At 45.9% G+C, this 23,637-nt stretch carries 19 protein-coding genes; 18 read left to right on the top strand and 1 reads right to left on the bottom strand.

Annotated features, from left to right (window positions below):
* Positions 1-25 precede the first annotated feature (25 nt).
* The 4 genes from ACJJIJ_RS01970 (at position 26) to ACJJIJ_RS01955 (ending at position 5,069) form a co-directional block, all read left to right on the top strand.
* On the top strand, positions 26-457 hold the full coding sequence (locus ACJJIJ_RS01970; RefSeq protein WP_252084876.1) for a DNA polymerase III subunit chi: 432 nt from the start codon (positions 26-28) through the stop codon (positions 455-457).
* A 15-nt stretch (positions 458-472) separates the two neighbouring features.
* The gene (locus ACJJIJ_RS01965; RefSeq protein ID WP_444938509.1) at positions 473-1,336 is read left to right on the top strand and encodes a hypothetical protein; all 864 of its coding nucleotides are present in this window, start codon (positions 473-475) and stop codon (positions 1,334-1,336) included.
* A 148-nt stretch (positions 1,337-1,484) separates the two neighbouring features.
* A complete protein-coding gene (locus tag ACJJIJ_RS01960; protein ID WP_444938508.1) occupies positions 1,485-4,259 on the top strand; it encodes a valine--tRNA ligase in 2,775 nt (924 codons plus the stop codon).
* 165 nt (positions 4,260-4,424) lie between these two features.
* Positions 4,425-5,069 (top strand): DUF4304 domain-containing protein, encoded by a 645-nt coding sequence (locus tag ACJJIJ_RS01955; protein WP_444938507.1) that lies wholly within the window; start codon positions 4,425-4,427, stop codon positions 5,067-5,069.
* A 429-nt stretch (positions 5,070-5,498) separates the two neighbouring features.
* Here ACJJIJ_RS01955 and csrA read toward each other — a convergent pair whose 3' ends face one another.
* Positions 5,499-5,705, bottom strand: a complete 207-nt coding sequence (csrA, locus tag ACJJIJ_RS01950; protein ID WP_444938506.1) for a carbon storage regulator CsrA — start codon at positions 5,703-5,705, stop codon at positions 5,499-5,501.
* Positions 5,706-6,556: 851 nt separating this feature from the next.
* Between csrA and ACJJIJ_RS01945 the strand changes: the two genes are divergently transcribed.
* From ACJJIJ_RS01945 to ACJJIJ_RS01875, 14 genes are all read left to right on the top strand, one after another.
* Positions 6,557-6,901, top strand: coding sequence for a hypothetical protein (locus ACJJIJ_RS01945; protein WP_444938505.1), 345 nt, complete (start codon positions 6,557-6,559; stop codon positions 6,899-6,901).
* A gap of 112 nt (positions 6,902-7,013) precedes the next feature.
* Positions 7,014-8,450 (top strand): SEFIR domain-containing protein, encoded by a 1,437-nt coding sequence (locus ACJJIJ_RS01940; RefSeq protein ID WP_444938504.1) that lies wholly within the window; start codon positions 7,014-7,016, stop codon positions 8,448-8,450.
* A gap of 653 nt (positions 8,451-9,103) precedes the next feature.
* Positions 9,104-9,535: a hypothetical protein gene (locus tag ACJJIJ_RS01935; protein WP_444938503.1), complete on the top strand. Its 432-nt coding sequence runs from the start codon at positions 9,104-9,106 to the stop codon at positions 9,533-9,535.
* A gap of 221 nt (positions 9,536-9,756) precedes the next feature.
* Complete coding sequence (locus ACJJIJ_RS01930; protein WP_444938502.1) at positions 9,757-10,701, top strand: HNH endonuclease; 945 nt, start codon at positions 9,757-9,759, stop codon at positions 10,699-10,701.
* A gap of 643 nt (positions 10,702-11,344) precedes the next feature.
* Complete coding sequence (locus ACJJIJ_RS01925; protein WP_444938501.1) at positions 11,345-11,902, top strand: hypothetical protein; 558 nt, start codon at positions 11,345-11,347, stop codon at positions 11,900-11,902.
* Positions 11,903-12,706: 804 nt separating this feature from the next.
* Positions 12,707-13,351 (top strand): hypothetical protein, encoded by a 645-nt coding sequence (locus ACJJIJ_RS01920; protein WP_444938500.1) that lies wholly within the window; start codon positions 12,707-12,709, stop codon positions 13,349-13,351.
* Positions 13,352-14,007: 656 nt separating this feature from the next.
* Entirely contained in the window at positions 14,008-14,490 is a 483-nt protein-coding gene (locus ACJJIJ_RS01915) for a YcxB family protein (RefSeq protein ID WP_444938499.1), read from the top strand.
* A gap of 43 nt (positions 14,491-14,533) precedes the next feature.
* Entirely contained in the window at positions 14,534-14,983 is a 450-nt protein-coding gene (locus tag ACJJIJ_RS01910; RefSeq protein WP_444938498.1) for a DUF6559 family protein, read from the top strand.
* Between the two features lie 516 nt (positions 14,984-15,499).
* On the top strand, positions 15,500-15,745 hold the full coding sequence (locus ACJJIJ_RS01905; protein ID WP_444938497.1) for a VF530 family protein: 246 nt from the start codon (positions 15,500-15,502) through the stop codon (positions 15,743-15,745).
* 622 nt (positions 15,746-16,367) lie between these two features.
* The gene (locus ACJJIJ_RS01900; RefSeq protein WP_444938496.1) at positions 16,368-17,054 is read left to right on the top strand and encodes a DUF1963 domain-containing protein; all 687 of its coding nucleotides are present in this window, start codon (positions 16,368-16,370) and stop codon (positions 17,052-17,054) included.
* A gap of 430 nt (positions 17,055-17,484) precedes the next feature.
* Positions 17,485-17,955, top strand: a complete 471-nt coding sequence (locus ACJJIJ_RS01895; RefSeq protein WP_444938495.1) for a hypothetical protein — start codon at positions 17,485-17,487, stop codon at positions 17,953-17,955.
* A gap of 1,268 nt (positions 17,956-19,223) precedes the next feature.
* A complete protein-coding gene (locus ACJJIJ_RS01890) occupies positions 19,224-20,045 on the top strand; it encodes a hypothetical protein (RefSeq protein WP_444938494.1) in 822 nt (273 codons plus the stop codon).
* Positions 20,046-20,689: 644 nt separating this feature from the next.
* Positions 20,690-21,310 (top strand): class I SAM-dependent methyltransferase, encoded by a 621-nt coding sequence (locus ACJJIJ_RS01885; protein WP_444938493.1) that lies wholly within the window; start codon positions 20,690-20,692, stop codon positions 21,308-21,310.
* Positions 21,311-22,109: 799 nt separating this feature from the next.
* Positions 22,110-23,354, top strand: coding sequence for a cytochrome-c peroxidase (locus ACJJIJ_RS01875; RefSeq protein ID WP_444938492.1), 1,245 nt, complete (start codon positions 22,110-22,112; stop codon positions 23,352-23,354).
* Positions 23,355-23,637: the final 283 nt, after the last annotated feature.

Here is a 23,637-nt window from a genome sequence, read left to right as displayed (position 1 = left end):
CGTCTCTGTACAAATATAAGCCAGCATGACCCGTATCGACTTTTACATCCTCTCCTCCGATCAGCCCCAGCAAGCGGATATCTTCGCCTGTCGCCTGGCGGAAAAGGCCTATCGCAACGGTCTTCGGGTTCTGCTTGCCGTGGATAATCAGGAACGTGCCGAGCAACTCAACCAGCTGTTGTGGACCTTCCGTGAAGACAGTTTCCTGCCCCATGCCAACCAGGCGAATGGCGAGCAGGCAGCCATCGAAATCAACTGCGGTGAAGATCCGCAGGCACACCACGGCCTACTGATCAACCTGTGCAGCAAAGTCCCCAACTGGTTCAGCCGCTTCGAACGTCTCGCCGAGATCGTCGTTCAAGAGGCCAATGCCCTGCAACGCTCACGATCGCGATTTGGTCACTTCCGCGATCGCGGATATCCGTTACAATCCCATAAGATCAACCAGAGCATGTAATCACTAACTACCGCCATGTCCGGTCGAAAGAACAAGCACAAGCAGCGCGGACAACCACGCAAACCTTCCAGCGAGCTGCTCGATGAGCTGAACTCACTGCACGACCTACTCAACAGTGACGATCTCGATGAAATCCCACTGCTCAACCAAGTAGCGGGCCAAGCAACGGGGAAGGATGAGCCAAAAACCCTAACCGCTGCGCCTCCTACAGAGCCTCCATTGTTATCCACCGAGCCAGAAGCTCCGCCCCACTCTCCAATGGATGACTCCTTAGAAGAGGAACTACTTCAGCAGGAGGACCTGCCCATATTGTTTTCCCCAATCGAGGAGACACTGGGCGAAGAACATAAAGTGCAGTTGGCCGAATCAGATCTAGCCCTACTGCGCCCCTTACAAAACCTGCCCGACAAAACAACGGCAGAACCCCAAGTACAGACTTCTCAGGAAGCGTCAGTCCATGACGATGATGAGCAGTCTGGCAATAACGCTCAATCGAATAGTGAGGGGACTGACACGGATCGCACAACCGCAACAGAAACAGCAACTGAGGCTCCCGTACCGGCACCCGACAACCCCTTCTTGCCAGCCCATATTCGCTCGCGGCTTACCGGGGGGCGTATTCCATCCCATGAAAGGCAGCCCCAAACCAAACCCGAGACCATAGAAACCGCCAGCGCGGGTACCCGTACCCAGGCATTGGTAATGGCCCAGGCGATTGCAGAAAAGGAGGGGCCAGTAGAAAAATTGGAGCCCTCAGAGAAAGAGCGCCAGCGCAACGACCTGATTGAAGAATTGGTAGCCCAACAGCTTCCTCAACTGGAAAAACAGCTGCGTGCCCAGATAGAAAAAGTGGTCGACGAGCTAGAGATCTGGGACTGAGTGCGATTTAGCCCCAAAGCTGCCTTTTGCCCACCCTACCCCCGGCGGTATAATTGCCGCCTTTTCCGCGCAGCCCGAGCAAGCACCAGACTATCCTGAGCCAAAACGCTGTGCACGCAGTCAGTTAAACACAAGGTTTCCCGCCCGCATGGACAAAACATACCAGCCCAACGCCATCGAACAGCAGTGGTACAAAACCTGGGAGGAGAACGGCTACTTCAAGCCTTCCGGGGATACTGAGGCCAAGCCCTACAGCATTATGATCCCGCCGCCGAACGTCACCGGCAGCCTGCATATGGGCCACGGTTTCCAGGAGTCCATCATGGACGCCCTGATTCGCTACCACCGCATGCAGGGAGACAACACCCTGTGGCAAGTGGGCACCGACCATGCCGGTATCGCCACCCAGATGGTGGTAGAGCGCCTGCTGGGCGCCGAAGGCGTATCCCGCCACGACCTGGGCCGCGACAAGTTTATTGAGAAGGTCTGGGAGTGGAAGGAAGAGTCCGGCGGCACCATTACCCGCCAGCTGCGCCGCCTGGGCGCCAGCCCCGACTGGTCCCGCGAACGCTTCACCATGGACGACGGCTTCTACAAAGCGGTGCAGGAAGTCTTTATCAAACTCTATGAAGACGGCCTGATTTATCGCGGCAAGCGCCTGGTGAACTGGGACCCGAAATTCCACACGGCAATCTCAGACCTCGAAGTATTAAACGAAGAGAAGCAGGGCCACCTGTGGCACTTCCGCTACCCGCTCTCCGACGGCTCCGGCCACTTGGTGGTTGCCACTACCCGCCCGGAAACCATGCTCGGCGATACCGCCGTAGCCGTACACCCGGAAGACGAGCGCTACCAGCACCTGATTGGCAAGACCATCAAGTTGCCCCTGGCGGATCGCGAAATTCCGATTATTGCCGACGAATACGTCGATCGTGAATTCGGCACCGGCTGTGTGAAAATCACCCCGGCCCACGACTTCAACGACTATGAAATGGGCCAGCGCCACAACCTCGAGATGATCAACATCCTCGATGCCGACGCCCACCTGAACGACGCCGTGCCGGAAAAATACCGGGGCATGGAGCGCTTTGCCGCGCGCACCCAGATTGTCGATGACCTGGACGCCCTCGGCCTGCTGGAAAAAGTAGAGCCTCACACCCTCAAGGTACCTCACGGAGACCGCTCCGGCGCCGTCATCGAGCCCTGGCTCACGGATCAATGGTATGTAAAAACCCAACCCCTGGCCGATGAAGCCATCGCCGCCGTTGAAGATGGCCGCGTTGAGTTCGTGCCGAAAAACTACGAAAACATGTACTTCTCCTGGATGCGCGATATCCAGGACTGGTGTATTTCCCGCCAGCTGTGGTGGGGCCACCGCATCCCCGCCTGGTACGACAACGAAGGCAATGTCTATGTTGGCCGCAGCGAAGAGGAAGTGCGCGAGAAGCACAACCTGGGTGCCGACATCAGCCTGCGCCAGGACGACGACGTACTCGACACTTGGTTCTCCTCCGGCCTGTGGACCTTCGGCACCCTGGGCTGGCCAGAAGATACCGAAGAACTGAAAGCCTTCCACCCCAGCTCCGTACTGGTCACTGGCTTCGATATTATTTTCTTCTGGGTTGCACGCATGATGATGCTGACCCTCTACTTCAAGAAGGAAGTACCGTTTAACACCGTGTACGTACACGGCCTGGTGCGCGACAACCACGGCCAGAAGATGTCCAAATCCAAGGGCAACGTGATCGATCCTATCGATTTGATCGACGGTATCGACCTGGAGAGCCTGGTAGCCAAGCGCACCTCCGGCATGATGGTGCCGCACCTGCGCGAAAAGATTGAAAAGCAAACTCGTAAGGACTTCCCCGAAGGCTTCTCTGCTTTTGGTACCGATGCCCTGCGCTACACCTACTACTCACTGGCATCCACCGGCCGCGACATCAAGTTTGATGTGGGCCGTATCGAAGGCTTCCGTAATTTCTGTAACAAGATCTGGAATGCCTCCCGCTACGTACTGCAAAACTGCGAAGGGCAGGACTGTGGCCAGGACAACAGCAGCGACTATGAATTGACCATCGCCGACCGCTGGATTATTTCCCAACTGCAGCGCACCGAGATTACCGTACGCGAAGCGATGGATACCTACCGCTTCGACCTCGCCTCCCAGGCCCTGTACGACTTTATCTGGAGTGAGTACTGCAGCTGGTACCTGGAACTGTCCAAACCGGTACTGTGGGATGACAACGCCTCCGACGCAGTGAAGAAAGGCACCCGCCGTACCCTGATCCGCGTACTCGAAACCATTTTGCGTCTGGCCCACCCGCTGATGCCGTTTATCACCGAAGAAATCTGGCAGCGTGTAAAAACCCTCGCCGGCTCCAACGGTGACACCATTATGCTGCAGCAGTATCCAGAGGCCGATAACAGCAAGATCGACGAAGAAGCGGAAGCGGCTGTTGCCTGGTTGAAGCAGGTTATTGAAGGCGTGCGCAATATTCGCGGTGAAATGAATATTTCCCCAGCGAAGAAAATCCCACTGATCCTGCGCGGCGGTTCCAGCCGAGACAAAGAACTGCTGGAGCAAGCCCGCAGCCTGCTGATCAAACTGGCCAGCCTCGAAGAAATCACCTGGCTGGAAAGTGGAGAAGCTGCACCAGCCTCCGCCACTGCCCTGGTAGGCGATATGGAATTGCTGGTACCCATGGCCGGCCTGATCGACGTTAAAGCCGAGAGCGCCCGTCTACAAAAAGAGATTGATAAACTTTCCAAAGAACTCGCACGAGTTGAGGGCAAACTCAACAATCCCAAGTTTGTAGACAAAGCCCCCGAAGCCGTTGTTGCCAAGGAGAAGGATAAGCTCGCAGAAATGAAAGGTGCTCACGAGCGTCTGCAACAGCAGCTTGAGGAAATCAGTAGCCTTTAAGGCTTCTGGTAATCCGCTCGATTAAAGAGTGGTTTTGATTAAAAAAAGGGGGCTCTGCCCCCTTTTTTTGATATAAATCAAGCAACCCCTTCTTACCCTAGCGCCTTTCGATTTTCCAACAACTCCAGAACCTGAGTATGTGCTCAATGTTATATGTAAAAGAATATGAATCACAATAAACTAATTACGCAAAAAGCTAGAGAAAACCTTAAGCCGTTAGGATTTGTACAATCCGGTAAATCTCGAATCTGGTATAAAGACAACGGCTGGTGGTCTGTAGTAGTTGAATTTCAACCCAGCTCTCACACAAGAGGCACTTATGTAAATGTGTCTGTTAGTCATTTTTTCTATGAGTCGGCCGGCTGGGCTTTTCATATACCTAATAGACTTCCCGGTTTTGCTAACGCAGAAGATGATTCTGATTTTGAACATAAAGTCGATAAGATAACTATAGAGGCAGCAACCTTAGCCTCACACCTTTTAGAGAAATATAAATCTGTAGAAGAGTTTATTTCATGGTATTCCAGAGATGAACGTCGCTCTATATGGGATGATTATTATTGCGGTTTATTTAAAGCCCTTTCAGGTAATCTAGATGAGGCTAAGTGTTACTTTCAAAACATATGCGACTCCAAGTATGATCGCACTTGGGAAGATGCTGTTCAGCGCAGGGCTGGTGAGTTTGTATTCCTCCTAAGTAATCCAGATGCGTTCAAAAGCTCATTACAAGGCATTGTATTAAGGACTAGGAACCTAATGTGCCTTGATGACTACAAAGAAGGTGAAATAGTTCTACCATGGGCATCGTAACGTATAATCAGTTTAGGTTTGGGATGTGCTAGACGTGCACCCAAACTAAAGGTGTAATAAGTATTAATTTATGAACTCGATTCAGCTGGAAGGCCCACGATTTTATAGCCAGGAGGATGAAGACCTCTTTTTTCGATGCATCTATAACATGCCAGGTTACGAGGATGTAAAAGGTAGGGGTACAGTGCTCACAATCATTTTCTCTGATCAAATTTCCGCTGAAACACATGGCCTAATTAAGGCGCTTTGCGCGAGATGGGAAACAACTATATACAGGTAGGGAAACTCATCTCAGACCGTACTTATAACAAGTCGCTCAAGTACGCTCCGGCCAAAAAAAGCGTAGCCTCCTCAGAACGCGCTAGCGCGCCTCCAGCAAGACTTTAACCCTATCGCCCGGCAGACTGAACACGCAACGCACGCCCTTGCTTAGGGCACTCCGTAATCTCCACCACCTCCATCCCCCAGCACCCTCTCCTTTTGGACACGTCTATAGATTTCCTCACGGTGAACGGGTAGAGATTTGGGAGCACGTATGCCTATCTTTACCTGATTACCCTTAACTTCCAATACCATAATTGAGACGTTCGCTCCAATCCGTAAGTTTTCACCCGTCCGGCGCTTTAAGATCAACATAATTGCTTCCTATGAATACTCAAACCATGCGTAGACCTCCCTTAATGGAAGGATTTGAAAGTAACCTTTTAAAGAAGTATCAGGTGGGGCGCGGGAACGGTAGGCATAGAAGTAGAAAAGGCAGACGCAACGCTTCCAGAGCCAAGGGACACGCCCCAAACTACTGAATGGACTCCACTTTATTGAAGACGAACGGGTTTCTAGCGTATGATCCATATAGCCATTTTGATAGTGATGATATCAATTTGGTTAGCTGGCCCCAGGTGTTAGCGCACCTTGGGTCAGCGCCTTTTACTTACTCTTACGTCACGCTACCGTTCTCCTTTGAGGGAATGGTTTTAGAAATTTCTTGATTCTCTCGAATCTCTTTGGTCATCGGCCTTCAAAAGGCTACTCAATGACGACCCAAATTCCGATAAATATCCACCGATTTTACGCAGCTTTGACACTAAAACAAACTGAATAAAATCCAATAAGATTATTTTTGTGCCTATATTTTTGGTTGCTCACGCCTTGATAATTTTGTTGTACCTAAAAATAGTTGTTAAGGTTGGTACTCTTCACTACTTTTCAGTTTGGAACCCAGAAGCTATAGTCATCCCTAGCGGTTTCTACTTGCTGATTTTATATACACTTTGTTGTTTTCTTCCGCAACCAATATCGAAGATCAAGAGCTGCAGCAGATATCTACATTAAAAGGATCATTAACTTGTTGATTTTGAATAGTTTACGTCTGTGATCAAAAGCAGCAATATACAGACTAGAGGATTTTTCTAATCTTTGAATATATTGACTGGTGATATAATACGGCTTCTTTTGGATACACCTTTATGAATACTAAGATTTAGAGCATGGAAACAGTCACTTGCTATAGGCCAACCGGAGAAAAAGAGTTAGAAATAGTTAAGGACTCAGGCTATAAGAAATGGCCACCTCGTTTGCCAGAACAACCTATTTTTTATCCGGTTACAAACGAAGAGTATGCAATTGCCTTAACACAGTGGAATATCACCGATTTCGATGCGGGCTACGTAACAAAATTTGAGGTGGTTAAGTCCTTCATGGACAAATACCCCATAAAATGCGTCGGTGCTAAATCACATACTGAATGGTGGGTACCCGCTGAAGATCTGGAAGATCTTAATAAAAACATTGTTGGGAAAATCGAGGTAATAGGTGAGTACCGAAACTCATAACAAAACCAAGCACTATGCCTCTGTAAAGCTGGGGCCGGGCCTCCAAAAGCCTGCGGCTTTTGGAGGTCCGTGTTGGCAATGTTATGTCCTAAGTACTAGATGGAAAATTTAAATGGAATCACCAAAAGTATTTGTTTCTTATAGCTGGTCCACTCCCGAGCACGAGGAATGGGTTTTAAATCTATCAACTGAGCTTAGGGAATCTGGAGTAGATATAATTTTAGATAAATGGGACTTAAAGGAAGGGCATGACTCTAATGCATTCATGGAGAGAATGGTTACAGATTCTTCAGTAAAGAAGGTGATAATTGTTTGTGACGAGTCCTATGCGAATAAGGCCGATAAGCGAAGCGGTGGTGTTGGGACTGAAACCCAAATAATTTCATCTGAAATATATTCAAGTGTCGATCAGGATAAGTTTGTAGCAGTAATTGCTGAAAAAGATGCCGATGGTAGCGCACACCTCCCCACTTACTACAAGTCTCGAATATATATAGATTTGTCATATGATGAACTATATGCTAAAAATTTCGAACAACTATTACGCTGGATTTTTAATAAGCCAGTTAATATAAAACCGGGCCTTGGAAAAATTCCTTCATTTCTTTCTGAAGAACCAGCAAAAAGTCTGGGAACATCTGCAATCAGCCGAAGATGTATCGAGGCATACCGAAACTCCAAGCCGCATGCGCACGGAGCATTAAAAGAGTACTTTCAGACATTTCAAGATAATTTTGAAAGATTTCGATTAGAGCCGAGTGGTGGTCATCGAGAATTTGATGACGCTGTGATTGAATCGATCCAGTCATTTATTCCTTATAGAAACGAAGCCATCGAAGTCTTCCTAACGGTAGCAAACTATGGTGATACAGAAAATATAGGAGAGGATATTCACCATTTTTTTGAGCAACTAATACCAAAGATGGGCAGGCCAGAAAATGTAAATCAGTGTCACCTATGGGATTGGGATAATCTTAAATATATTGTACATGAGCTATTTTTGTATTGCGTGGCGGCTTTAGTAAAAGAACAAAAGTTTGACGTGTTGGCCATCTTGCTTCAGCAGAGATATTTCATATCCAAAGATGAAGACTATGGCCGAAATACAATGCGAGGATTTGGTGTATTCCGTAATCATCTAGAAGCTTTTGAGCATAGAAAAAATCGTCTAAAACTTAACAGGAAGTCTGTTCATGCAGACCTGATAAAAGAGTTTTCGACAGGAACTGGCATTACTTTTGATTACATAATGCAAGCAGATTTTTTGTTATTTATTGCGGATAGTATAAGAGCACTTTCTGATCAGGAATGGGGGCAAGAATGGTGGCCAGAAACTCTTATTTATCGAAGTTATGGTTCAAATACATATGAACTATTTGCAAGAGCGGAATCTAAAGCCTTCTTTGATAGATTTAAATATTGTCTTGGGATTGAATCGAAGGATGATTTAACACCACTAATTGAGTCATTTAAAAGTCGACAATTACATTCATCAAATGCCAATCCTGTAGTAGGTCTAAATTTTGACAAGCTTTGTAGCAGACCATAATGGCATAAATCGGGTAGCTGGTAATTTCTAGCTACCGGCCCCCACACCACCTATAATGCGGGTCAGCAATGGGCGACTCCCTATCCGTATCTACCCAACGATACTGTCGAGCAGGTCTTCACTTTAGCTGAATGTCATGGCAATGCGCCACCTCAACTTTATCCAACTAGAAACAGATCGGTGCTCTAGTCTTTCCTTTTAACTCGTGGATTTAGGTTCAGGCCTTCACCCTGTCCAAGGTATTACTCTTGGCGTTTGGCTACTATGCCGTCTGCTCACTTCTGTTTAATCACCTTGACCATTACTGATTAAGGCGCTGCTGTGTTCCACCACTTGATTTCTACCCCCGCGATGGTCGCTAGCGGATTTAGCCTATTTGTGAGTCAGAAGCCACGCTGACAACTTCACAGCAGAAGGCTAAGCCTTATAGGATTTTCTTGCTCGTCGGCTTGTAGTTTTTCTCCCCAAAAGACCTCACGGTGTTGCAGTTGCCATTCGCTAGTAGTTAGCATTTAATAAAACCAATAAATGTTGATCCTCCTCACCTCATTAGTTCACGCCCATGCTGGGCGTACCAAGACGCTGCACCCGGCTCCGGCACTATCGCGCCTCTACGGGTGCACTTAGCGTTATACGATTAAAGGGAGAAAATAATGACGGATGTGTTGTCGGCATCAAAAGGTATTAAGGCAATTCATGAGGCCAGTGGCGTACTTTGGATACCTACTACTATTTTGGCCATTTGGTCCCAATTATCGCCGATGCTAATACCAATGGTCGGAGAATTCTGGTCGCTAATGATTGTATGTGGCTTAGGGCTTCTTGGTTCAATTGCGTTGTACCAATTTATCTGCTTTGTTTCTCCTTATTTCAAAGTCCCTCCATTGTTTCCTGTGTTGTCAGTTTTCATGATTGGTTGCGGCCTAATCTTTGTATTTCAAAGCTATATGACAATTCAAATCAAAGAGGTTTCGGTATTTACAGGTCTGGCATTAATTACTTGGGGATTCATGCTAGATACTGTTATCGAAAAAGTGGCTAAGGCCAATGATGCGCATAAGCAACTAATCAAAGAGGCGCAGTAAACTACGCCTCTTATTGCGACGTTCAGGCTGTAGAAAAACTAATGTATATCTTTGCTTTCTCAGATATGATCAAACATTAACCATAAGTGGTGACTCTACGTGAGTTCTGATTTAGTTTTCAGTGATGAGTAGGTTATTCTTCACGTAGGAGAACAATACGAAAGAGGGCTGATTTTTTCTACACCCTCGTTAGGTTCAAGACTTAACCAAGAGCGATTAAAATGGAAACATGCATAATTTGCCTCAATGAGAACCCTATTACAGAAGAGAATCCATTAACCGACGAGCATATTATCCCAGAGTTTATGGGTGGATCTTTGGTCAAAAAAAATGTATGCAAGAAGTGTAATAGTAAAATGGGCACAGGCTTTGAAGGTGCTTTGGCCAACAGTTTATTTTATAAGTTGCCTAGGTTTTTACATGGTATAAAAGGAAAAAAGCGCGCCTTAGAGAGCCCTTTTACCGGGGTTTATGATCACGAAGAGATCGGTCGGTTTCGTGTAAATGAAAATGGCGATCTCACAGTTATCCCTGATATAAAAATTGAACCACTTGACGATGGATTCACTGTAAATATATCTATTGATAAGTCGGAATTCGGAGAAGCAAAGCCTCACTTAGAGAAAAAAATTTCTAGATACCTAAAGTCACAAGGAAGAGAAGTTGACAAAAGAAAAATTTCAGAAAGTATTGATAAGCTTTTAGAAGAGGTGAAACCAAAGCACAATGAAGTGGACGGACCAGAAATTAAGGGACAAATAGAGATAGATATACATGCACAAATAATGCTCTACACAAAGATTGCTTTTGAGCTTGCCGTTTACCACTTCGGCTCTGAATACCTCGATGATCCCGTGGCTGATAAGTTAAGAAACATGCTGAAAACTCAAATTCCTGACAAAACGCTTAGGGGACAATTTCCGGCAAATAAAGCGGATTACAAGCAAGTTTTTGATGACGAAAGCCACTGGGTAGTTTTCTTAAACTCTGCGTGCTATATACAGTTATTTGGTCTTCCAGCTATAATAATGTATACGCAGGAAAACTCTCAATATCAGCAGGAAGAAGGTATTGTTTACAAGTTTTGCTATAAATCGCAAAGCTGTCAGGTTTCAACTTTTACAAAACACCTATCGAGTCAAAATCAAGTATCCGGTAGTATCTAGCTACCGCCCCCCACACCACCCATCGTGCGGGTCCACAATGGGCGGTTCCTTATCCGTAATAAATTTCTACCCGACGATAGTGTCGAGCAGATCTTCATTTGGCTACTATGCCGTCGGCTGACTTCTGTTTAATCACCTAAGCCATTACTGACCGAAGCGCTGATATGTCCCACCACTTTTGTCTATCCCCACGATGCTGGCTAGCGGGCTGAGCCTACTTATGAGTCAGCGGCCACGCTGACAGCTTCACAGGAGCAAGCTAAACAGATCTCCCCAGATAAAAACGTGAACTTTCACTACACAACTGCATCATTTACTCTACCCGTTAGATCACATGGCTTTGGTATCCTTGGCCACTTCGCCTCCAGGCTAAGCCTTATAAGATGTTTCTGTTCTTCAGCTCGTAGTTTTGCCAGCGGCTTCCTCCCCACAAGACATCCCTGTGTTGCAGTTGTCATTCGCTAGCAGTTAGCATTTAATAGAACCCATTAAATGGTGATCTTCCTACAGGGGCTTTCACCCCATTAGACCACGCCAATGCTGGGCGTACAACGTAGCAGCAATACGTAGCCTTTGGCTGCTGGGCTCAGCACTATGAGTTTCACCGTTGACCCAGACACAATAACTCAGTAAGGAGGACTAAATGAAAAAAGTGATTGGACTCGCCTTTGCTTTAATGTCTGTAAATACTTATTCTTCATGTGCAGGCGATGAGTATTCTAAATACCTAAAAGCTCAAAATAAGGCTTTCATGTACGCAGCATCAGAGATGTCCAAGGCAGATTCAGAAAACTACAATAAAGTAAAAGAATTCGTGTCACTGCACATTAAAAGTAATAACTTACAAGCTTACATAGCAAAGAAATTTGAACAAATAGCGCCTGAACAGTTGAATACAGACAGTATTATCGGGAAGTACGTAATAAACAACAGTATAGTTCTTGCCGATGGCACCACAGCACCAGCTTGGGATGAAATTCTTAAGGACGACTATCACTACACCAGTGAGAGAAAAGCGCTTGAACATTTTAATGATTTTTATATGATGGGCGGCTTTTCTTCGGACGTTGAGGAAAAGGCAAAGTTTGAAACCTTTTATAAGGCTAGAAATATATTTAACAATTACTTAATGCAGGCGCCAACAATGAAGATTGTTACTGCTGCTTTTAGCACAAAAATAAAAGATGTCTGCTCATTATAAGTCGGGTAGCCGGTAGCTTCTAGCTACCGGCCCCACACCACCCATCGTACAGGTCCGCAATGGGCGGTTACCTATCGGTAATAAACCTCTACCCACCGATAGTGTCGAGCAGCTCTTCATTTGAGCTGAGTGTCATGGTAGTGCGCTACCTCAACTTTATCTAACTGGAAACATATCGGTAGGCTGGCCCTGTCTTTGAACTCATGGATTTAGGTTCACGCCTTCACCCTATCCAAGGTATTAATCTTGGTATTAGGCTACTATGCCGTCGGCTGATTTCTGTTTAAAAACCTCGGCCATTACTGACCGAGGCGCAGCTGTGTTCCACCATTTTTGTCTATCCCCGCGATGATGGCTAGCAGGTTGGGCCTACTTATGAGTCAGCGGCCACGCTGACAGCTTCACAGCAGCAAGTTAACCAGGTTGCCCCAGATAAGAACGTGAACTTTCACTCCACAACTGCATCATTGACTCTAGCCGCTAGACCACCCGACTTCGGTGTCCTTGGTCACCTCGCCTCCAGGCTAAGCCTTATAAGATGTTTCTGTTCGTCAGCTCGTAGTGTTGCTAACGGCTTCCTCCCCATAAGACCTCACGATATTGCAGTTGCCATTCGCTAATAGTTAGCATTTAATGGCGCCCATCATATGGTGATTTTCCTAGAGGGGAATTTCACCCATTAGTCCGCGTCCATGCTGGGCGTACCAAGTACAAGCAGGTTGCTGCGGGATTTTGGCCCTTCGCAAGACGGCCTACGCTACGCTCCAGCCATCCCTTTTGTGGTCGTTATAACCAAGGATAGATATGGAAAATAATAAGATATTTCTAACAATCAACAGAGTTAACTCAATACTCTTTCTACTCTTATTGATTGCTTCATTAATTGGGGCTTTTTTTATCTTTCAAGAGATAACGAAAAACACAAGGAGAAATGCGATAGAAATCGCAACTCCTGACAAAGAAACTAAAGAAATAATCGAGCTTTCAGATGTAGAAACAATTCGAGACAAAGGAATCCAGTATATACGTGTCTATTCAAAGCGTGACGGTGTTTTAAAGTCTGGGGGATATAGCCGAACCCTTCGAAACCTGCTTTTCTTAAGTCAAATCGGAGAGGAACCTACATGGTTACTTCCGGATAATAGCTCTCAAATTATTAATCATCGCATTCTTAGAACATATGATGATCAAACAAATGAATCGATATCCGACTACATATATGTGGAGATTAGCCCTAAATCTGAAGGGGTAAGCGCTTGTGTCAGCGCCACCGATGGAACAACCCTTGAGTGCCTTGATACTGGATTAAACAAAATCATCCAGTACGAGTATTTCTCAGATAAACAGACGTTGGGCTTGCTTGTTCAAGTGTCAGATGAACTTCGCTACAAAGTTTTTGACCTTGTCTCGAAGAAGCTAGAGTCTGACAAATTTGTGATAAAGCTATAAATCGGGTAGCCGGTAGTTTCTAGCTATCGGCCCCCACACCACCCATCGTGCGGGTTCGCAATGGGCGGTTCCCTATCCGTAATGAATCTCTACCCAACGATAGTGTCGAGCAGCGCTTCATTTGAGCTGAGTGTCATGGCAGAGCGCTACTTCTGAGTCACCGATCACTCTGACAGCTCCACAGCAGCAGGCTAAACAGATTTCCCCAGATAAGAACGTGAACTTTTACTACATAACGGTATTATTGACTCTACCCGCTTCGGTGTCCTTGGCCACCTCGCCTCCAGGCCAAGCCATATAAGATGCTTCTGTTCGCCAGCTCGTAGTTTTGTTAGCGACTTCCTCCCCACAAGACCCCACGGTATTGCAGTTGCCATTCGCTGGTAGTTAGCATTTAATGGCGCCCATTAAACGGTGATCTTCCTACAGGGGACTTTCACCCCATTAGTTCATGTCCATGCTGGGTGTGCCAAATTTAGGCAAGCAGACAAATTACTACGCCTTCGATTCCGTAATTTGCCGTTGCTAAAAGCGTTATGTGGGGCTAAACCGAGGTCTTATTGAGAGATGTGGCGTAATTGACATTAGCTTAAAGAATCATCCTGACACTCACTGTAGTGCTACGACAAATTTACCAGACACAATAAGTTGTTTTTATGCAGCCTTTTAATACTCAATTTACCTTATCTAGAGAATACCTTGCCGAATGCTATGATCAGTCTCTACCCTATGGGAAAAATGTCAAGCCCAATTATCTTCTTCCTACATTATTATTATCTTCTGGTGCCGGATTACTGTTATTTACTGAGCAACCTAAGATCGCAAGTTGCACGTTAATTGCATTAGGCGTGCTGGAACTGATTCACATTCGATATCGACGAGCTTGGTGGTTAGCACGGCAGATGCTTGGGAAAAGTGCCGGTAGTAAGGTGAAATTAACCATAGATAAGGATGGAATCCAGACACAGAATCCTTATACGATAACAGCTCTATTGTGGGCAGATATCGAGCGTATCATTGAAACCGATTTAGGGCTTATTTTGGTGGCTAAATCTGGGGGGCAGCAGTACTTGTCTAAATCGTTATTACCTACTGAATTAATTAATGAGATAGTTACCAAGATTAAGGGTAAACATTGATTTCAATAAAAATTAAAGTCGTGCCTACAATGCAGCTAATACAATGCATAACAAGCTGCCCAAACGCGACGACCCTACGGGGTCGCCGCTTGGCAAGGCGTTAAATGCACACAAGGAACACGTAATGCAATTCATCCGAAGAATACAGCGAAATAGAGCGATAAAATCGTACTTACGGAAATTGCCTAAGTTGCTAGCGAAAGATTATGGGAAATCTAAAAGGTATCGCCCAAAACAAGTAAGGGCTACGATTGAGAGGTCAGGGCTCTCAATTATTTATACCTGTTACGCGATTTCAATTTTTTGCTCAAAGAAGGAATTTGATGCATATCATCATGAAATTGGTGAAGTGTGTGATTACGGAGCAATGCGTGGAGAAGTAGGAAATCTTCATTTTTACGGAAATGCAAATTTTAGTAGTAACGATGTTGCATCTGTTGGCTCTGACTTTGGTGGCGGTTCACATGGTATGGATGGCGGCGGCACAGATTGAGGCATTTAAATCGGGTAGCCGGTAGTTTTTAGCTACCAACGGCCACACCGCCCATCAGCGAATCCACAATGGGCGACACCCTTTCCGTAATGCATCTCTACCCAACGATAGTATCGAGTAGCTCTTCATTTGAACTGAGTGTCATGGCAGTGCGCTACTTCTGAGTCAGCAGCCACGTTGACAGCTTCCCAGCAGTAAGCTAAACAGACCTCCCCAGACAAGAACCTGAAGTTTCACTACACAACCACGTCATTGACTCTACCCGCTAGACCAAATGGCTTTGGTATCCTTGGCCACCTCCCTTCCAAGCTAAGCCTTATAGGATATTTCTGTTCCTCAGCTCGTAGTTTTGCTAGCAGCTTCCTCCCCCACAAGGCCTCCCGGTGTTACAGTTGCCATTCACTAGTAGTTGGCATTTAATGGCGACCATTAAATGGTGATTTTCCTAAAGGGGACTTTCACCCCATTAGTTCACGCCCATGCTCGCGGCATTAAACATAGGGTATTGATTGAAGAATGAGTAAAGAACAACCAAATAATCCGCTACATGGTATTACTCTTGAGAAAGTTGTTACACGATTGCAGGAGCATTATGGCTGGGATGGTTTGGCAGATAGGATTAATATCAATTGCTTTAAGAGCGACCCATCAATTAAGTCTTCGCTCAAGTTTTTACGCAAAACCCAGTGGGCGCGAGATGAAGTCGAGAATCTGTATATCTCAACATTTGAAAATAAATCTCCGTGGGGTAATCGTAAATAAGCACTATTTGGCAACCACATAGATGTCGCTGTGATTAGGCAGGGACAGGCGCATAAATCGGATAGCCGGTAGTTTCTAGCTACCGGTCCCCACACCACCCATCGTGCGGGTCTGCAATGGGCGGCTCCCTACCCGTAATGGCTCTCTACCTAACGATAGTGCCGAACAGCTTTTCATTTGAGTAGAGTATCATGGCAGTGCGCTACTTCTGAGTCAGCGGCCAGGCTGGCAGCTTCACAGCAGCCAGTTAAACTGATCTCCCCAAATAAGAACGTGACCTTTCACTGCACAGCTGCACCATTGACTCTACCCTTAGACCACCCCGTTTCGGTGCCCCACCGGGCTAAGCCTTATAGGATATTTCTGTTCGCCAGCACATAGCTTTACTAGCCGCTTCCTCCCCACAAGGCCTCACGGCGTTGCAGTTGCCATTCGCTGGTAGTTAGCATTTAATGGCGCCCATTAAATGGTGACTTTCCTACACGGGACTTTCACCCCAATAGTTCACGCCCATACTAGGCGTACCAAGTTACTCAAGTACACTCCGTTCCGCTTCCACGGGACAGCATACACTGAGTTTCAGCTGCCTATTGGCAAGGGTTTAGAGTACACAAGCATAAGTATGATTACTCGGAATACAATAAAATTTAAAGTAACTGAATTACCCATTTCTGATGTTGTTACAAAATTTGGCGGTCAGCCCAATTGGCTTGAGGAAGCTCAATGGCCAATAAGCTCTGAAATGGATTCTCCCATGCGCTTTATTTGTCAGATCAAACTTACAAATGATCTATTTCCAGGCTGTGAGGGAAAAGTGGCCTATATCTTCATGACAGATGATGATGAGTACGTTGATGGAACATGGGAGCCAGATGGTGGCGAGAATGCAGTAATTATTCAACCGGGTGGTAAGTCTCAAATTAAGGTACGAAATATCACCACTGGACCAACTTTACAGGACTATGTTGAAGTAAAGGGGAAAACTGGTCTTTACCCAATAGACATCGAATTAGCTGTTGATCTTTCAGCCTCAAAAGACCCAGAGTTCATTCCAGAAGCAGAACGCTTTGACCTAGCTGACGAGGACTATGAAAAATACTGTAATAAGCTGGGAGGAAATAAAATTGGTGGGACACCTAGCTTTCTACAAGGTGACGAATTTCCCGGAAATACGGATGACTGGTCACTTCTTATGCAGCTAGATTCCTGTGAAGTTCCATTTAGTATCAATTTTGGAGACTCCGGTGTTTCATACGCATTCATAAATAAAGAGGGAACGATAGGTAAGTTCCTCTGGCAATGTTGTTGAGCTGCTCAAAATCGTGTAGCCGGCAGTTTCTAGTTACCGGCTACTACACCATTCATCGCGGGGGGTGCGTAATAGGCCGCTCCCTATCCATATGTTTAACGATAGTCTCGAACTGTTACGCCCTGACAGTTTCACTGTAGTAAATTAAACAGATTTCCCCAGATAAGAACGTGAACTTTCACTACTCAACTGCATCTTTGACTCTACCTATTAGATCACCCGGCTTCGGTGTCCTTGGCTGTTGCAGTTGTCATTCGCCAGTAGTTAGCATTTAATGGAACCCATTAAATGGTGATCTTCCTACAGGGGACTTTCACCCCATTAGTTCACGCTCATAGTTGGCGTACCAAATTAATCAACGGTCGCCTACGGCTGAAGAGCCAAGTTATTTGTCCGCTATTGAGGCGTTAAACCAAAAAGGAGCTACAAAGTGTATCGATGCATAGTATTTATCCTAATTCTATTTGCAAGTCAGGTTAGAGCAGATTACGGATATACATATAGTGGCGATTTAAATGGTGATGGTATAGCCGATAGAATCATGTCTGGACCATCAGCAATGTTCGGCAATAGTGGCGGCCCTTTTATAATCTATCTAAGTAAGGCGGATGGAACATACATAAATAAAGTTGTGGCATTTCACCCAAAGGCAATTGCTTTCGAAAAATATGAATCCGGCCGTAATAGTCTATGGGGTTATTGGAGACATGGCACGCGGCAAGGAACATTATTCAAATTATCTTTGGATGGTGAGTTCAAGGTAGAGAGCATCACTATAAACCCAATCGAGTCTAATCTTTCGTCGGGTATATATTCGACGGTTTTTGATAAAAAGTCTTTATTGAAAATAAAAAGAGTTGAGGGCTACATGCCACCAGATTATCCATGGGGGAAAGGGTAGAAACACACACCAGGACAGTCAAAGACTGGGGATTATGTCAACAGTAGCGAAAGCTCTATTTCTGACGATTCTTGCTCTTTGATTTATAAGTAAAGGAGTTCAAGCTCTGGGAATTTGCATACAGGTCTTGGAAAGCGCTATTTTTAGATCAAAGAGCGGTAATCTTGATATAGAGCATTTGGGTTAGGACTAGATTAGCAGGGTGAGGCTGAGAGGAAGCTTCGACAATCGCCTATTCCGTGTACCCAGTGTTTATCGAGTTGAGCATAAACTTCTTGCACAGCCTCTCATTAGCTGGCTTCTTTGTTTTGGGGCAGCGTGAAAATTAAAGACCCTGATCTATTCGCCTTCTACTGTAAATATTCCAGCGTAGGGTTCTCGATCAAAGCTGGCTTCTAATTTAATTGATAGCTTTGCATCGATAAGCAACACCTTATTTTTTACAGATACACTTTTTCCAACTCTCTTCTAGAATCTCTGTCAGCAGATCGAGTTATTTGTATCTTAACGCGGTCATTCCAACCTTTGATTGATCACCAAAGCTCTGAATTTCTTTGTGTATTTGTTTTATATTTCTTGGTTGCTAGCGGATAGAAAAATCTATGTTAATACTTAAATCGAGGGGGCATATAAAGCTACAACATGAATAGACAGGCAAAATAATTGGGTTGCTCGAAGGAATTTGAGCCTATTTCTGCTTAGGAAATATTGTTAAATCAATAACTTTTTTGGAGGGGGCTGGCGGGTAAAAGGTCTTTAGTGAATGACCTACCCATATAAAATTATTGCTTGCAATCTTGGCTTTGAAAATAATATTATTTAACATGGATAGATACTGGAGATACCGATAAAGAAGATATTGCCAGCATTTATTATTGTTGTGGCCATTAGTGTGCAGGCTAGTTTTTCGGAAGGATTTTAAAAGATTCTCGCGTCAAAATATAAGCATAGGTTGTTTAAGTTATAGCTTTCCATCTTCATGATGAGCGAAGAATTTTACCTATCCATCAATGACCGAACAAGGTCAGAGAAGTTATTGCCAAGCATGTCAAGTAAGGTGTGGCCGGGGCTCTCATATGCGAAATACGATGAGCTTTCTCATGAACTATTTATTTCCATTGAATTGGTATTTAGGGAAAGCTCGAACTTTAATCAGTTGTCCTATGCCAAATATTTTTTTATATCCTTTCATTTCGTTTTGTTAATCGAGCATAGTTTTATGGCATTAATGTCTGCAATAAGAGCATATTTAAAAACAGGAGAAAAAAATGGGTTATCACATTACCGTTAATATCGCAAATCATTGTAAGACCGATATTAAATATACCAAAAACATGAATCAATCCGAGGGTAATATTGAGCATGGCCCAGTAGATACTATTCCCGCGTTAACAACCACGAGAGCTTTCACAGGCTGGGCTAAAGGAAGTGACATGGCCGCTGGATATGTCCTTTATTATCTTCCGGGGCAAAGCGGCAGCAAGATGAAGATCAACTACGCAAGCGAAACCGCGATAACTTCGCAAACCGATGGCGAAAAAGCTTATACGGCTTGCGTCTACGTATTCGCGCAGACCCCTAATAAGCCTGGATATAGCGCTGAAACGACGGGTTATTTCTGGGTCATGGACGACGCGATATTAATTTCGAAAAAAAAAGGCGGTAAAGACGAGTACACGGCCACCCTTCACGTATATCCGATAGGGGATCCGTACAAGATGAAGGAAGAAATTGAACCGGTAAGTCCTACCTATTATCTCGACAATCAGACCAAAAAGTGGGTTCATTTATGCGACTACGCTAATCCACATCCATATGAGCTTTTGAATGGGACTACATCGATTGGACCAGGGCAAAAAGTGATGATACTTGATGGCTTTTCTGGAACCCAATGGGAGTCCCCATACGCTAATTTGCAGTACAGTATCGACGAAGACCACACCTTCTCAATCCAACCAGAATCCAATAGTGGATACGATGGCTGGCAACCTACGAGCGTGTCTTGGCCGCAGGGCAAGGGAAACTACAACACCTCGATCGCGGGGAATAATAGCCTGGGCCACACCACCATAACTTTAACGGAGTCCTAACGATTAAGGATTAACTACGCTTCACCGCAATCAATCCATCTTGTAAGACAAGCTCGATTTTATCGTGGATAGAGCTTCTTATTTAAGGGAGTAATTATTTGGGCAACTATTTTGTTTATCAAAAAACTAAAGTGGACACCCTGTTGTTTTTAGTTTTTCTAATTGGTAAGTTCCTCTGGCAATGTTGTTGAGTAGCTCAAAATCTAGTAGCCGGCAGTTTCTAGTTACCGGTTACTACACCAGTCATCGCAGGGGTGCGTAATCAGCCTATCCATGTACTTAACGATAGTCTCGAACCGGTTAGGGCTATACATGAGTCTGTTACCGTCCTGACAGCTTCACTGTAGTAAATTAAACAGAACTTCCCTGTTCAGAGTATGAACTTTCACTACACAACTGCATCTTTGACTCTACCCGTTAGATCACCCATCTTCGGTGTCCTTGGCTGTTGCAGTTGTCATTCGCCAGTAGTTAGCATTTAATGGAACCCATTAAATGGTGAGCTTCCTACAGGGGATTTTCACCCCATTAGCTCATGCCCATGCTGGATGCACCAGTAGTCAGCATCGCCCCTTCGGGGCTGGACCTCGCTACGCTCGGCCACTGTTGGCGGAGTTAGATTTTCTACTCATCGGAGATAGGGAATGTCAACGAGAGAAATCTCCAACTATTATGACTCAACAGAACATAGTGATACTCGAGAAGATTTAATTTTTGCTCTTAGTAAAGTAAAAGGAAGAAAGATTGCTGTTGATTGTGGCTGTGGAGCAGGATCAGATATAACTTATTTGCGCAGTAATAATTTCACGGTTCATGCCTTTGATATCGAGAACGAATCTATATCTAGATGTCATAGACGATTCAAAGATGATGAGCAGGTTATTCTATCAAGGGATAGCTTTAATACTTTCCATTATCCTGAGTCCTCGCTGGTAGTTGCTGATGCCAGTCTTTTCTTTTGTCCTGAAAAAGATTTTGAGTCAGTTTGGTTGAAAATAACTAACTCTTTGACAGAGGGTGGAATCTTTTGCGGTTCATTCCTGGGGCCGAAAGATACAATGGCTGGGCCTGAGTATGATAAGGAAGCATTTTGGAGTGATACTCTCGTTATGAATGAATCGAAGATTAAAAAACACCTCAGTAACTTTGAGCTATTAAAGTGGACTGAACATGACCTTTCAGGAGAAACTGCAGATGGTACACCGCACCATTGGCATATATTCTCCATCGTAGCGAGAAAAAAATCTAAACTGGGTAACCGGTAGTTTCTAGCTACCGGCCCACACACCATCCATGTCCGCAATGGGCGGTTCCCTATCCGTAATAAATCTCTACCCAACGATACTGTCGAGCAGCTCTTCCATCGAGTTGAATGTCATGGCAGAAGAAAGGAGGCGATAGCAGATGTAAGAGCCTATATTGCTTTTTACAACTCACTCAGAATACATACAACACTGGGGGACCTAGCCCCTATCAAATTTGAGAAATGTACTTAGAGGAGTGTTCGGTTGGAGTTGACCGCAACAGTGTGGGGTGAAAGAACTTAAATAGGCGTTTAAATTTACTAACGGTGGTTAGAGTCTGGCAATCTGACTTAAGTGCGCCACGCCCCTGAGCTTTTTTTAAAGAGGCTAGGCTACCGTAGATTATTTAATTGCAAATATATTTACCAGATTGCCACTTTATAGGAAATCTATAATCTAAAGTAGCTAATAGATTCGCTTTGGAACTTAAAGGGTCTTTAATAGAAAGATAGATAGTGAACCACTGGCTCCCTGGTCAACTACTACATGAAATCAGGGCTCTTAACTCATGAGTAAAGATACAAGATTTTTTCATAGTGTTTTTTCAAAATCCGCTGATCTTTCCAAGGAGCAGTTGAAGCTGGCGTTATGTAATGTAACGACAATGTATACAGCGGATAAGATTAAAATGTTCCCTGTCTCTGAAAGAAAGGGAAGAAGCGAAATTGTAGCTTCAACGAGAGAATTTGCTGTAAAGCAGCATGCAAAGTACGAGGATTACAGCAAGATAATTAAAGCTAATAGGCGCGGGGGGCTGGGTATGTTGATCGTGGCCGGCACCATGATTGCCTTCTCGGTCTTCGTCCTCCCTTTGACGGGGGAAACGGCCACCACATCAGACACGATGCCTGCGACGCTTCCGCCGCTGCAGAATACCCCACTCCCCGATCGGATTAAGCTGGGATTCCTTCTTTACAACGACCTGAACATCTCGGCCAGGCGTAACACCGGCTGCGTCACCTGTCACGCGCACTCGGCCGGTTTCGCCGATCCACGCAGCGCCGCCGATCCCGTAAAAATGCCGGTCTCCCCCGGGTCCGAGCCCGGGAAATTTGGCACGCGCAACGCCCAGACCGCTGCTTACGCGACGTTTAGCCCCCCATTCCACTGGGATGAGCAGAACCAGACCTATGTCGGCGGGCAGTTCTGGGATGGCCGGGCCAACTCGCTGAAAGACCAAGCAATCGGACCGCCACTCAACCCACTGGAGATGGCCATGCCGAACAAAGAGGCGGTCCTCGCGCGCCTCGCGGAGAATCCGGTCTATCTCGAGGCCTTCCGGCGGCTCTACGGCGTAGACCTCAAGTGGCCACAGGTCGAGATGGTCTACCCCAAGTTCGGCGCCGCAATCGGGTCCTTCGAGCCCACTGACGAGTTCGCCGAATTTAACTCCAAGTACGACTACTACGTTGCAGGCAAGATCGACCTGACCCCGCAGGAAAAGCTGGGACTCCAACTGTTTAATGGCAAAGCCAAATGCAGCAACTGCCATAGTAGCAAGCCGCCGGCGAACTACCCGCATGCCCTGTTCACCGACTTCACCTACGACAACCTGGGGCTTCCTGTGAACCCACGAATCGCCGTCCTGCACGGCGTCGACAGCCTGCCACTCGACCTGGGCCTGGGCGGTAGGCCGGAGATTGCCGCCAAGCATCCCGACGGATCGCAGAATGGTAAATTCAAGGTGCCCACTCTCCGCAACATTGAGATCACCCCACCCTACGGGCACAACGGCGTCTTCGCCACGCTCGAGCAAATCGTCCATTTCTACAACACCCGTGATACGCTCGGTGAAGTGCCCGACGCAACCGACCCGAACTTCGGAATCACCGGCTGGCCTAAACCCGAAGTCCCTAAGAACGTCAACCGGGCCGAGCTGGGCAACCTCGGGCTGACAGACGAAGAGGAAGCTGCGGTCGTGGTGTTCCTGAAGACGTTGACCGACGACGCGTTCGACGAAAAGGACCTCGAACACCCCGAAGGCCAGGCGCCGCTGCGCCGTTGACGATAATCAAATTGTCGAGCAGCTTTGGATGCCTGCAGTCTATTCAAATAACGGTGGATCCTATCCAGGTAGTAGACTTTCGGACATCTCGCTCAGCTCGATGGTAGCTAGTGCCACTAAGCATACCGACCTCTTTCTCGATGAAAAATGCCTCCCATACCCAGATAGCTTTGAATCCAACATCAGGGACTGGTTACGAGAGTCAATCAACCTTGAATCTGACTTCTAGACTTTATCCCTATCAACGTCTGATGAATTAGAAACTACCGGATAGTAGGGATAT

It is taken from the genome of Microbulbifer mixtoriginis (SeqCode) (assembly GCF_052467945.1).
The sequence above is the reverse complement of the archived record's forward strand: the minus strand, read 5'-3'. Positions and strand labels throughout refer to the sequence as shown.